Raw genomic sequence first — 11,907 nt, 5'->3', positions numbered from 1 at the left:
CATAATAGCGCTGGCGACTTTTACTGTACAATATATAAACTGTAAATTTCATCCTAACAAAAACAGCCACGTTCTAACGTGGCTGTTACTCATTTCTCTTTGTCGGGGTGAGGGGATTCGAACTCCTGACATCCTGCTCCCAAAGCAGGCGCGCTAACCGGGCTGCGCTACACCCCGAACCTATGTATCAAACAACCCGTGCTTAAGATCACTCTTAGCACGGGCGCCTGATATACGGTAAATTATTTATTATTTCAAGATTTCTTTTAAAGATTTCGCAATTCGTTCGACACCCATATCGGCTTCCGCCATCGTCAGGTTCAGTGCCGGTCGAAGCCGAATTGTTTTTTCGCCGCATTTCAAAACCAACAAACCGAATTCCGGCGTTTTTTTATGGACGGCATCACGAAGTTGTTCGGTCGGTAAATCAAATGCGATCATCAGACCGGCTCCGCGTACATTGGTCACTTGTTTAAAATCTTTGGTCAGATCTTGCAGTTTGCCAAGCAAATGAGCTCCGACTTTATCTGCATTTTCAACCAATTTTTCTGATTCTATAATACGAAGATACCACGTCGCACGGTACATATCCGCCAAATTCCCGCCCCAGGTCGAATTGATTCGTCCCGATTTTTGAAATACGTTATCTTTTACTTCATCAATACGTTTACCGGCAAGAATACCGCATACCTGCATTTTTTTTCCGAACGCAAGAATATCGGGCTTAACGCCGATTTTTTCATGCGCCCAAAAGCTACCGGTTAGACCGACGCCGGTCTGCACTTCATCGTAGATCATGATGATTTCGTTTTCATCACAGATTTTTCGCAGCTCTTTGTGAAATTCAACGCGGAAATGATTATCCCCGCCTTCGGCCTGAATCGGCTCTAAAATCAACGCGGCGATTTGATTTTTATAACGCTTAACTTGTTCGCGAATAAATGTTAAAGATTCTTCTTCCCGTTTTTTGATGTCGGCAAGATTGGTATCATTTAAAGGAAATACCATCTTGGGGTTTGGTGCTTTGATCCAGTTGAATTTCGGGAAATACTGCACTTTATACCGATAATGCGTATTGGTCATCGTCATCGTATAGCCGCTACGACCGTGAAATGCTTCCTTGAAATAAATCACTTTCATGGAATTGACGTAGTCTTCTTCTTGCTCGATCGAACTGAACCCGTTGGGGTGTTGTTTACGAACCTTCCAGTCAAACGCCGTTTTAAGCGCATTTTCGATGGCCAAAGCGCCGCCGGAAATCATAAACATGTGAGGAAGATATTCGGGAATACCGGTTTTTTCGAATGTCGCAACGAATTCGGCCATCGCTACCGTATATACATCGGCATTCGCAGGGTTATTGGTCGCGGCATCAATGAGCCCTTCACGAAATTCTGGCGTCATCATGGCCGGGTGATTCATACCGATCGGAGACGATCCAAAAAACGAATAAAAATCCAGATATTCTTTACCGGTTTTAGAATCTACTACCCATGAACCGTGGCTCTTTTTTGTATCGAGTACAAAATCGTAACCATCGGCGAGAATGTGTTTTTTGAGTGTTTCGTGAACTTCTTGCGGTTTGATTTGAATTTTTTCCATGTCGGTATCCTTTTTTAATAATTAAAAATTATTTACAAAAAGAACCGATCTCACACGCGCCATTCCGGTTTGAGCAAGCAATGACGCACTTCACCGACAGCTTCTTGTTGCAGAAGCCATCCCCGACGTTGCGCTGTGCCGTTGGATGTATTTTGGAAAAATTCACTCATGGTTTTTTAGTAATTATCAATCTGTGCACGTTGCAGTTTATCGCTATAGTCCACGTATACTGTTTTGGTTTCACTGTAAAAATCAAATACCGGCCAACCGCCTTCACGGTGTCCGTTACCCGTAGCTTTGACACCGCCAAAAGGCAAATGCGCTTCGGCACCGATCGTCGGTGCATTGATATACGTGATACCGGTTTTGATGTCGCGCATGGCTTTGAAGCTGTTATTGACATCTTTGGTATAGACCGATGAAGATAAGCCGTATTTGGTACCGTTAAGCACCGTGATCGCTTCATCAATATTTTTTACTTTGATCACTGAAAGCACGGGACCGAAAATTTCTTCTTGTTCGATACGCATGCCTGCTTTGACATCGGTAAAAATCGTGGGTTTAAAGAACCATCCTTTGGCACAATCGCCGTCGGTATGGCGTTCACCGCCGAGCACCAGTTTTGCGCCCTCGCTCTTACCGATCTCGACATAACGCTGAACTTTTTTGAGTGATTCTTCGTGAATCAACGGCCCGACTTGATTTCCGGGCTTAAGACCGTCACCGATGACAAGTTTCTGAGCCGCCTTGATCAGCATATCTACAAATTTATCATGAATCGCTTCGTGCAAAATCAATCGGCTCGTTGCAGTACAACGTTGTCCTGTCGTACCGAATGCACCCCATAAAACGCCGTCAAGAGCCAATTCGAGATTGGCATCGTCCATAACGACTTGCGCATTTTTTCCGCCCATCTCAAGGGAAACATGCTTAAGGTCTTTACCGCATTGTGATGCGATCATACTGCCGGTTTGGGACGAACCGGTAAAGCTGATCAGATCAATTTTCGGATGACTTACGATCGTCGCGCCGACATCTTCACCGAAACCGTGCACAAGGTTAACTACGCCTGCCGGAATTCCCGCTTCGATCAAAACTTCGAGCAACATACTTCCGGTTTTCGGCGTGTCTTCAGCCGGTTTGAAAACGACAGTATTCCCGCAAAGCAGCGCCGGGAACATCTTCCACGTCGGTATGGCTAACGGAAAATTAAACGGACAAATCAACCCCGCAACACCGATCGGCATACGAACCGACATGGCAAATTTATTGGCCAATTCCGAAGGAACAGTATGACCGAAAAGACGGCGCCCTTCGGTCGCTGCGTAATAGGCTGTATCAATACCTTCTTGTACATCGCCTTTTGTTTCCGCTACGACTTTGCCCATTTCCCGTGTCATTTCACGGGCAAACTCGTCTTTACGCGCAACGAGAATATCGCCTACTTTGCGCAATATGTCGCCGCGTTTGGGAGCCGGCATCAAACGCCATTTATCCCATGCGGCCGCGGCCGCTTCCACGGCTTCCTGCACATCTTCTTTTCCTGATTTGGGAAATAAACCGATCACTTCATCCCAATTGGCGGGATTACGATTTTCAAAGGTGGCACCGGACTTGGCATCTTGCCATTTTCCGTTGATATAATTCTGAAATTTCTGAGCCATGAATAAATTCCTATAAATAAAATGTTACGAATTCAAATTGCGATCAATGCGCTGGCGAAGCGTATCGCTTTGCATCGCACGTCGAAAAACCAATCCGACAACTACTACCGCAAAGCCAAAGAATGCATTGAACATGTCCAGTCCCGGAGGGATAACAGCCGGAATTAAAATAATCAGGCCGAGAACTATCCATATCCAATATAACTTTACAAGCCACAACATTTTCATATTACACCTCTATTGTCCCCGTACAAATTTTCCGTTTTCATATACATAATAATACGTTTGTTGCTGGATATCTCCGTCTTCCGATTCCGGATACCGGATTTCGTCCACCCGCACACAGCGCATCCCGCTTTTTTCGATGAGCAGAATGTTTTGTGAAATGCTCATTCCATCTTCTGCATTCCAACAAAACATCGGTGACAATTCGCTGCTCAGGTCTTTACAAAATCCGTCGATACGGCAGTGTTGTTTTTGTTTTTCGTCTTTGATGACCGAATATATTTCCTCTGTGCCGTCCTGATTCACATCCAACAACTGTAAGTCGGCAATGCCTCCGCCGAGACCGCTATTGAGCACAGTACAGAGCCATTTTTCGTTCTTCCACAGATACACCATGACGTAATTGATATCCAGGCCCGTAATCGTGCCGGCCACGATATATTCGGATTCGCCGTCTTTATTGATATCCGCAAGAAAACCGCGATATACTTCAAACTTCACGACAGCCGATGCGGGAATGGTGCGACCTGCATAATTATGACGGGCGTCCTCCAAAGCATCCGCAAGAAAACGGTTTGCATGAAGTTCCTGTCCCTCGCCTTTATCCGAGGCCTTCAAAATAAAATCACCGGCACCAAAGAGTACCAGTGAAATTATTGAAAGTATATTAAACCAACGTTTCTGCATGATGTTCGATCAGTAAGCCGCGAGCTCGCGCATCATCGCCAGCATTTTGTCCTTGTTGGGAAGGAAATATGCTTCGAGTGGCGGGCTGTACGGCACGGGTGTATCAATCGCCGCAAGTCGTTTCACCGGCGCATCGAGCGATTCAAAAGCGTGTTCGGTGATGAACGCTGCAATATCGCCACCGACCCCGCCGGTTAGCGTAGCTTCGTGAGCGACGATGACTCGATTGGTTTTGCGAACCGATTGGAGAATCAGTTCCTTATCGTACGGTAAAATGCTGCGCAGATCGAGCACTTCGACGCTGACGCCCTCTTTTTCGATGATCTCTGCCGCTTCGAGCGCCCAATGCACAGCCGAACTGTACGCCACGACCGTCATGTCTTTACCTTCGCGCTTGATGTCCCCTTTGCCGATCGGCACGATGTAGTCGTCTTCCGGAACTTCCCCTTTGATACGACGATACAAAAACTTGTGCTCAAAATATAATACAGGATTATTGTCACGAATCGCCGCTTTGATCAACCCTTTGGCATCGTAGGGCGTTGACGGGGAAACCACTTTTAATCCCGGTACGTGAAAAAACCATGCTTCGGGATTTTGTGAGTGAAAAGGACCGCCGTGCACGCCACCGCCCGAGGGACAACGAACGACCATCGGTACCGCCTCGCCCCATCGGTAGTGAATTTTAGCGGCCTGATTGACAAGCTGATTGAATCCGCAGGAAATAAAATCGGCAAACTGCATTTCCGCCACGGGACGCATCCCCATAAGCGCGGAGCCTACACACACACCGATAATACCGGCTTCGGAAATCGGCGTATCCATAACACGCTCGGCGCCAAACTCGTCGATAAATCCTTTGGTTACTTTGAACGCGCCGCCATAGACACCGATGTCTTCACCGATCAGAAATACATTGCCGTCGCGCTGCATCTCTTCGCGCAAACCCATCGAAATGGCTTCGAGATATGTAATATTAGCCATGAGAACCTCTGTGAAATTTTACATTCGCACCCAAAAAAAATGAATCCGAGCAATTCGTTTACTGCTCCAGCAACATGATCTGATTGCCGTCCGGATCAACAATGATCGCCGTACGACCGAATTCTTTATCTGTAATCGTTTGGGTGAATTTCACATTTTTGGCTTTAAGTGCGGTAACCGCTTTTTCGATATCTTCCACTTCAAATTGGATTAAGAAACCCACTTTGCGGTAGTCTTTGGGCTCATCGGAACGAAACCCGTCTTTTTCGAGCGTGAGTATCGTACCTTCGGTATTAAACTGTGCAAAACCGTCTTCTTTGTATGTTACCTGGAGGCCGAGGCCGTCACGATAAAATGCCAATGAACGGTCAAAATCCGATGCGTATATGCACACATATTTGATTGTTGTGAGAAAACCCGGCATTGAACTGAACTCCTGTTTAGATGTATGAACTATTTTGAAAATTTCAATAACTGATCGGGCACTTGTCCATCTCTACCGCCCGGATCTTCGCAACCGGTGATCACCGACAAAACGGGAACTATGTCGGTCGGTGCGACTTCGTCTTTGTACAATCCGCTTTTGATCCAACGTTTTCCTTTGAATATCAAAGGCACCTGCGCATCATACGCATACGGAAGACTATGTTCGGTTCCTAGGCCATTGGAATCCCATACGTGAAAAGGTTTTAGCACTATCACGGCATCCCCGCTCAGGCGAGAATGGAAGCTTTTACGTACAGCTTCGGATATAGGATCGGACGGCACTAGACCGCGCTTTAACCGCGTGCCCGAATACGCTCTATAGATGATCGGCAGCGATTGTTCAAAAACCGCGCTAATATAATCGGACGCTTCTTCTTTATCAATCTTTTTTTCCGCCAAAACACGGCCGTCAAAATACAAATCCGGGTACGCTATCCGATCAACGTATTGTTTTCCCTGAGGCAATTTTCCGTACTTCAAAGCCATGATCGAATCGGCCACAGCGGCCAATTTTCGGGGATGAACCCGTGCGGCTGTCACACCCCGGTCGGTCATTTCTTCCGGGAAAAAAGGAACACCATGATCGGACGTCAACACATACAGGACATCTTCTTCTCTGACGGCATTATTGATATACTTAAAAAACTGCGCCAGCAAACGGTCGGTCCGTACAGTGATATCCATCACCTCCGGACTCGATGGTCCGAAACTGTGCCCTATTTCGTCATTGGCCGATAAACTGATGCAAAGAAGATCCGTAACCTCGTCCGAACCTAAAGCTTCATTTTGAATAATCGCCTTTGCAAAATCCAAAATCATTTCACTGGCAAACGGCGTATGGATCAGTTCTTTGTAGTACATCGTATCAGGTCTGTCCGACGTCAATCCTTTGAGTGGATGCGGGAAACTATGCCCAAAACCCGAACTCGGCAAATCCAGTAAGCGAAGTATCTCCGGTTTCATGACCGGATATTTTTCTTTATCCAGCAGCATGTCCCACGACATGCCAAAATATTTGTCCGCCGGTTTTTGAGCATTGTAATCCTTTACCCACACCGGATAGTCCTTCATATAATACGTGCTGGTATAAAACCCTCCGCGGTTTTTTACCATCCAATATGCGCCATTGGGATTTTTCCCGCCCATCAATACGGCGGAGCGGTCTTTATTGGACACGGAAAATACTTTAGCCCGGCCGTTCGTTTTTTCACGTAAGGCATCGGCAAAATTGATTCCGCTAAAATTGCGCGGCGAACGCCCGTCTGTTGCTTTTTGCTTTTCAATTCCCAGTATCGGCGCCAAAGTGTCTTCCGGTGCGTAAATATAGCGATGCAATTCGCGGCTCCACCAATAGTTGGCAATGATACCATGCCGATACGGCAACGTACCGCTCATCATCGTCGCGTGCCCCACCGATGTGTGCGTCGTGGCTTGTTCATATAAGCAGTTGGCAAAACTTGCTCCGCCATTGAGGAGGTAATTAAATCCGTCCGGTCCAAAATGCGTACTAAACCGCGTCAGATAGTCATAGCGAAACTGATCTAGTGCGATAAAAACAATAAGACGCGGCGGCTTGGGCGGAGTTGTTCGTGGAGATTTGGATGAACAACCGTAAAAGGAAATGATGATACCTATCAAAGCCAGATATGAAATATTTCTTCTATTTTTCATACATACCTCAAATTCATGTAATCCCCAATCCATTCATTACCCATGATACACATCGCGTTTAAAAAAGAAAAGCACAAAGAAATCCAAAAAAAAAGGCTGCTCATTTCCGAGCAGCCTTTTATCGAATATAAAAATTGTAATCCGAAGTTTTATGAAACAAAAAACGAAGCAATCCAATAACAAATCGCGCCAAACAATCCTGAAATCGGAATGGTTAAAACCCATGCCCACAGCAGATTGCGAGTTACGCCCCAGCGAACGGCGGATACGCGTTTGATCACGCCTACGCCGATGATCGAGCCGGTAATCGTGTGCGTCGTACTGACAGGAATACCTGTCATGCCTGTTCCAAAAAGTGTCATTGCTCCGGCCGTTTCAGCTGCAAAGCCCTCAAACGGAGAGAGTTTAGTAACTTTTTGTCCCATCGTTTTCACAATACGCCATCCGCCTGCCATGGTCCCAAACGCAATTGCTGCATGACATGATAAAGGAACCCAATCCGGTATGTGATCAAGGCTAGGAATGACTTTTTGTGAATACATTGCCACGGCTATAATACCCATAACCTTTTGGGCATCGTTGGCACCATGACCGAGGCTAAATGCGGCAGAAGAAAACAACTGCAATTGACGAAATACTTTGTCCACTTTATGGGGACTCATACGCTTGCAGATATGAATCGTAATCACTGAAATCGTATATGAAACCAACATACCGAGAATCGGCGCCAGCAAGATAAAATATACGACCGGAGTTACTTTATCCAAGCGTACTACAGAAAAATCACCGCCGGCATATGCCACAGCCGCACCGGCGAAACCGCCCATCAACGTGTGTGAGGAGCTCGACGGAATTCCCCACCACCATGTTAACAAATTCCATATGATCGCACCGATCAATCCGGCTGTAACAACGACCAAAGTAAAACCCTCCGGCTTTACTGTTTTGGCGACCGTATCAGCGACATGCAATTCAAAAAACCAGTACGCAATAAAGTTAAATGCCGCCGCCCAAATCACCGCTTTGAACGGCGACAATACGCGCGTGGAAACGACGGTTGCGATCGAATTGGCCGCATCGTGAAAGCCATTGATAAAATCAAAGATTAATGCCAAGGCTATCGTAATTATAAGTAGCTCCATCATGAGCAATATCTCCCTTTACGCGTGCTTGATGAGGATCGCTTCGAGCACGTTGGCGACATCTTCGCACTTATCCGTGGAGCGTTCGAGACTGGTATAGATATCTTTGAGCTTGACCAAATTAATCGGGTCTTTTTCATTATCAAAAAGGTCCGCTATTCCCATTTCAAAAACCATATCCGCTTTGTTTTCACAGGCATGGATACGTTCCAGTGTTTTACGAATACCATCCGTCTTATGGATATTCCGAATATGGCTCACGCCGTGATGTGTCTCGGTGATAGATTCTTTGAGCACGTCGGCCAATTGTTTCATATTTGCCGGAATAGAAGTGATTTTATATAGTATAATGCGTCGCGCGCTTTCGTCCAAAAAATCCATGACGTCGTCCAGTGCCGATGCCAGCATCATAATATCTTCGCGATCAAACGGCGTTACAAATGTGGCGTTCAGCTCGGAAAAAAGCCGATGCGCTGTGTCGTCGCACAAGTGCTCCAATTTATGAATTTCCTGACTCACGGCTAAACGCTCCTCCGCCGGACAATTCATCAGTTTGACCATCAGATCCGATGCCGTGATCAGGTGCTGGGCTGTTTCTTCAAAAAGTTTAAAAAATTTGTCTTCACGTGGTAAAAACGCCTCGATGATACGATCTACCCTCATAGTATTTCCTCGTTATTAAATTTGAATTATCGAAGTGTAAATTTTGTTATGTAAATATTAGCGGATTATTAAGGCGGGCTATCATAATAATTTTGAAACTAAGAAACAAGAAAAGCTTTGAAAAATTCTTTGGACGAATCATAAGTTTTTTTATCTTTTTATATGAAATCCTTCCAAATCTTGTTACCGGTTGTATTGATTGCTGCATTTTTAGCGGGGTGTGCGGATTTAATCGAGCCGTTGGATTCCATTGATGGCAATGATACACCTGAAACGGCGATTTTATTTCCGAGACTTCCCCAAGTTCATCAAGGCACCGTATCCGTTAGCGACGATGTAGATTATTTTCGTTTTGTATTAAGTTCGCCGCGTCATGTCGCAGTTACTTTAGCCGTTCCGGATGATAAAGACTATAATCTTTATCTCATGGATAGCCACGATTCCATTGTAGGTTTATCCCGCGGCGCCAATGGCGTCACAGAATCCATTGATATTCCCCACTTAAACGTAGGCACCTATTTCATAAAAATCCTGAGTGAAAACGGCGCCTACAGCGAAACACAACTATACCGACTATCCGCAGCTGATGCCGATACCGGCCAAACGCCGAATTTGCATCTTTCCCTCGGCAATCCGAGTCAAAGCGAAACAAATATCGCTTCGCCGCGTAACTATCTGATCGCCCGCTCCCAATACGCTGTGTCTTATGACAATGTTCGCCGTATCCCCAACTGGTGCGCATGGCACTTGAATAAAAATTGGCTCGGTACGATAGCACGTCAAGATAACTTTAAAACAGATATTTTGCCGGCGGGTTGGTATGCTGTGAAAGATGGTGACTATACCGGCAGCGGTTATGATCGAGGACACATGTGCCCCTCCGGCGATCGCAATGCAGTTCCTTCCGATAATGTTTCTACATTTTACATGACCAATATACTTCCTCAGGCTTCGGATAATAACCAAGGACCTTGGGTCGAACTCGAAAGTTATTGCCGTGATTTGGCCGGTGAAGGTAACGAACTTTTTATCATGTCAGGGCATTATGATTCGCTCAAAACCATAGCTTCCGGTAAAGTCACCGTCCCCGTACGCGTATGGAAAATCATTGTTGTACTTCCTCATGAGGAAACCACACCCGATCAGGTCACCACGCTGACACGCGTGATCGCCGTGGATATGCCCAATACCGATGGTATTCGCAGCACATCATGGAAATCGTACAGAACATCCGTGGACCAAATCGAAACCTCCACCGGATATGATTTCCTCAATCGCGTACCTGCAGAAATCCAATCCGTCATCGAATCGCAGGTGGATAACAAATAAACATGGGAATATTTGTTTTACCTCCGAGTTACATCATTCAGTCTTCAGAAAATTAATCCTTTTTCCTCATCAGTATTCTTACAACATGGGAGCCCCAAGATGAATTACTACGAAAGTGAAGACCTTAAAAAATTTGGCGACGTAGGGAGATTTCGCAAAGAACTGATGGATAAATTTTTTGCGTATTACAATGAGGTTACCGGCAAAGACGGCGCATTGACCAAACGGGAAAAAGCCCTGATCGCTTTGGCTGTAGCCCATGCTAAAAACTGTCCTTATTGTATTGACGCCTATACGACGCAGAGCCTCGAATGCGGTGCAAGCCCCGACCAAATGACCGAAGCGGTACACGTCGCCTCCGCCATGATGGCCGGCATCACGCTCGTACACGGTGTACAAATGCTGAATAATTTAGACAACCTCAACGTATAAAAATTATGCAACTGCCACAAATATTGCCGATATCTCCGGCCGATATGAAATATTCTTTTCATGAAAAACTGCGTGAGCATGAGTTGACATTACCGCCGCTCGGCATTCATACGTTGCAAGTCAATATAACCAAACTGTGCAATCAGGCCTGCCGTCATTGCCACGTGGATGCTTCACCCAAGCGCACCGAGCAAATGGATCGCCCTACCGTAGATCGCTGTTTGGCGATACTTGCGGCGCATGACGAAATAAAAAACCTCGATATTACCGGCGGCGCCCCGGAACTTAATCCGCATTTTGAGTTTTTGGTTACCGAAGCGCGACGAATGGGAAAACACGTCATGGTTCGGCATAACCTCACCGTATCGCAGGACCCTCATCCTCTGACCAAACAACCGATGACGCACCTGCCGCAGTTTTTCGCCGATCACGGGATTGAAGTGATTTCATCGCTACCTTTTTATGAGGAATATTTTACGGATAAGCAACGCGGGCGGGGCGTTTTTAATAAAAGCATCGCGGCGTTAAAAAATCTCAATGCGCTGGGTTTTGGAAAAGACGGTTCAGGCCTTGTGCTCAACTTAGTGTACAACCCCGTCGGTACATACCTTCCCGCTGCTCAAGGAGCGTTGGAGGCGGACTATAAACGCAGTTTGCATGACAAATTCGGAATTCACTTCAATAATCTATTTACGATCACCAATATGCCGATCCATCGCTTTCGGGAAGATCTTGAGCGTACGGGCAAATACGACGAATACATGATGAAGTTAATAAATGCATTTAATCCCGGCGCGGCGCAAGGTATCATGTGCCGAACTCTGATCAGTGTGAGTTATGACGGAAAAATCTACGATTGCGATTTCAACCAAATGCTCGGCATGCAATCCCATGATCACGAACCGCTTAGCGTTTTCAATTTTGATGCGACGAGAATACGAAATCGCACTATCCTTTTTGCATCGCATTGTTTCGGATGTACGGCGGGGGCGGGCAGCAGTTGCGGCGGGACAACGGCATAA

The 11,907-nt window shown here is 46.1% G+C and carries 12 protein-coding genes and 1 tRNA gene; 3 read left to right on the top strand and 10 right to left on the bottom strand.

What is annotated here, in order from left to right:
• Window positions 1-102 precede the first annotated feature (102 nt).
• The 10 genes from HUU58_06290 to HUU58_06245 form a co-directional block, all read right to left on the bottom strand.
• Window positions 103-177: transfer RNA gene (locus HUU58_06290), tRNA-Pro, on the bottom strand.
• A 72-nt stretch (window positions 178-249) separates the two neighbouring features.
• Window positions 250-1,602: an L-lysine 6-transaminase gene (locus HUU58_06285; protein ID NUN45274.1), complete on the bottom strand. Its 1,353-nt coding sequence runs from the start codon at window positions 1,600-1,602 to the stop codon at window positions 250-252.
• A 176-nt stretch (window positions 1,603-1,778) separates the two neighbouring features.
• Entirely contained in the window at window positions 1,779-3,266 is a 1,488-nt protein-coding gene (locus tag HUU58_06280) for an aldehyde dehydrogenase family protein (protein NUN45273.1), read from the bottom strand.
• A gap of 24 nt (window positions 3,267-3,290) precedes the next feature.
• Complete coding sequence (locus tag HUU58_06275; protein ID NUN45272.1) at window positions 3,291-3,494, bottom strand: hypothetical protein; 204 nt, start codon at window positions 3,492-3,494, stop codon at window positions 3,291-3,293.
• A 9-nt stretch (window positions 3,495-3,503) separates the two neighbouring features.
• Window positions 3,504-4,178: a hypothetical protein gene (locus tag HUU58_06270; protein ID NUN45271.1), complete on the bottom strand. Its 675-nt coding sequence runs from the start codon at window positions 4,176-4,178 to the stop codon at window positions 3,504-3,506.
• A gap of 9 nt (window positions 4,179-4,187) precedes the next feature.
• Complete coding sequence (locus HUU58_06265; GenBank protein ID NUN45270.1) at window positions 4,188-5,162, bottom strand: alpha-ketoacid dehydrogenase subunit beta; 975 nt, start codon at window positions 5,160-5,162, stop codon at window positions 4,188-4,190.
• A 58-nt stretch (window positions 5,163-5,220) separates the two neighbouring features.
• The gene (locus tag HUU58_06260) at window positions 5,221-5,586 is read right to left on the bottom strand and encodes a VOC family protein (GenBank protein ID NUN45269.1); all 366 of its coding nucleotides are present in this window, start codon (window positions 5,584-5,586) and stop codon (window positions 5,221-5,223) included.
• A 29-nt stretch (window positions 5,587-5,615) separates the two neighbouring features.
• On the bottom strand, window positions 5,616-7,319 hold the full coding sequence (locus HUU58_06255; protein ID NUN45268.1) for an alkaline phosphatase family protein: 1,704 nt from the start codon (window positions 7,317-7,319) through the stop codon (window positions 5,616-5,618).
• Window positions 7,320-7,468: 149 nt separating this feature from the next.
• Window positions 7,469-8,461 carry an inorganic phosphate transporter gene (locus HUU58_06250; GenBank protein ID NUN45267.1) on the bottom strand — a complete coding sequence of 331 codons (993 nt, stop codon included), beginning with the start codon at window positions 8,459-8,461 and terminating at the stop codon, window positions 7,469-7,471.
• A gap of 18 nt (window positions 8,462-8,479) precedes the next feature.
• Window positions 8,480-9,124: a DUF47 family protein gene (locus HUU58_06245; protein NUN45266.1), complete on the bottom strand. Its 645-nt coding sequence runs from the start codon at window positions 9,122-9,124 to the stop codon at window positions 8,480-8,482.
• Window positions 9,125-9,286: 162 nt separating this feature from the next.
• On the opposite strand from HUU58_06245, the gene HUU58_06240 reads away from it, so the two are divergent.
• The 3 genes from HUU58_06240 (at window position 9,287) to arsS (ending at window position 11,907) form a co-directional block, all read left to right on the top strand.
• Window positions 9,287-10,453: a DNA/RNA non-specific endonuclease gene (locus HUU58_06240; protein NUN45265.1), complete on the top strand. Its 1,167-nt coding sequence runs from the start codon at window positions 9,287-9,289 to the stop codon at window positions 10,451-10,453.
• Between the two features lie 99 nt (window positions 10,454-10,552).
• The gene (locus HUU58_06235; GenBank protein ID NUN45264.1) at window positions 10,553-10,885 is read left to right on the top strand and encodes a carboxymuconolactone decarboxylase family protein; all 333 of its coding nucleotides are present in this window, start codon (window positions 10,553-10,555) and stop codon (window positions 10,883-10,885) included.
• A 5-nt stretch (window positions 10,886-10,890) separates the two neighbouring features.
• On the top strand, window positions 10,891-11,907 hold the full coding sequence (gene arsS, locus HUU58_06230; GenBank protein ID NUN45263.1) for an arsenosugar biosynthesis radical SAM protein ArsS: 1,017 nt from the start codon (window positions 10,891-10,893) through the stop codon (window positions 11,905-11,907).

This window comes from bacterium (assembly GCA_013360215.1).
Lineage (GTDB): Bacteria > CLD3 > CLD3 > SB21 > SB21 > JABWCP01.
This window is presented reverse-complemented; position numbering and strand designations above follow the sequence as displayed.

Coding starts and splice junctions, on each gene's coding strand:
- HUU58_06285 (NUN45274.1), bottom strand. CDS start 1,602: ATGGAAAAAATTCAAATCAAACCGCAAGAAGTTCACGAAACACTCAAA.
- HUU58_06280 (NUN45273.1), bottom strand. CDS start 3,266: ATGGCTCAGAAATTTCAGAATTATATCAACGGAAAATGGCAAGATGCC.
- HUU58_06275 (NUN45272.1), bottom strand. CDS start 3,494: ATGAAAATGTTGTGGCTTGTAAAGTTATATTGGATATGGATAGTTCTC.
- HUU58_06270 (NUN45271.1), bottom strand. CDS start 4,178: ATGCAGAAACGTTGGTTTAATATACTTTCAATAATTTCACTGGTACTC.
- HUU58_06265 (NUN45270.1), bottom strand. CDS start 5,162: ATGGCTAATATTACATATCTCGAAGCCATTTCGATGGGTTTGCGCGAA.
- HUU58_06260 (NUN45269.1), bottom strand. CDS start 5,586: ATGCCGGGTTTTCTCACAACAATCAAATATGTGTGCATATACGCATCG.
- HUU58_06255 (NUN45268.1), bottom strand. CDS start 7,319: ATGAAAAATAGAAGAAATATTTCATATCTGGCTTTGATAGGTATCATC.
- HUU58_06250 (NUN45267.1), bottom strand. CDS start 8,461: ATGGAGCTACTTATAATTACGATAGCCTTGGCATTAATCTTTGATTTT.
- HUU58_06245 (NUN45266.1), bottom strand. CDS start 9,124: ATGAGGGTAGATCGTATCATCGAGGCGTTTTTACCACGTGAAGACAAA.
- HUU58_06240 (NUN45265.1), top strand. CDS start 9,287: ATGAAATCCTTCCAAATCTTGTTACCGGTTGTATTGATTGCTGCATTT.
- HUU58_06235 (NUN45264.1), top strand. CDS start 10,553: ATGAATTACTACGAAAGTGAAGACCTTAAAAAATTTGGCGACGTAGGG.
- arsS (NUN45263.1), top strand. CDS start 10,891: ATGCAACTGCCACAAATATTGCCGATATCTCCGGCCGATATGAAATAT.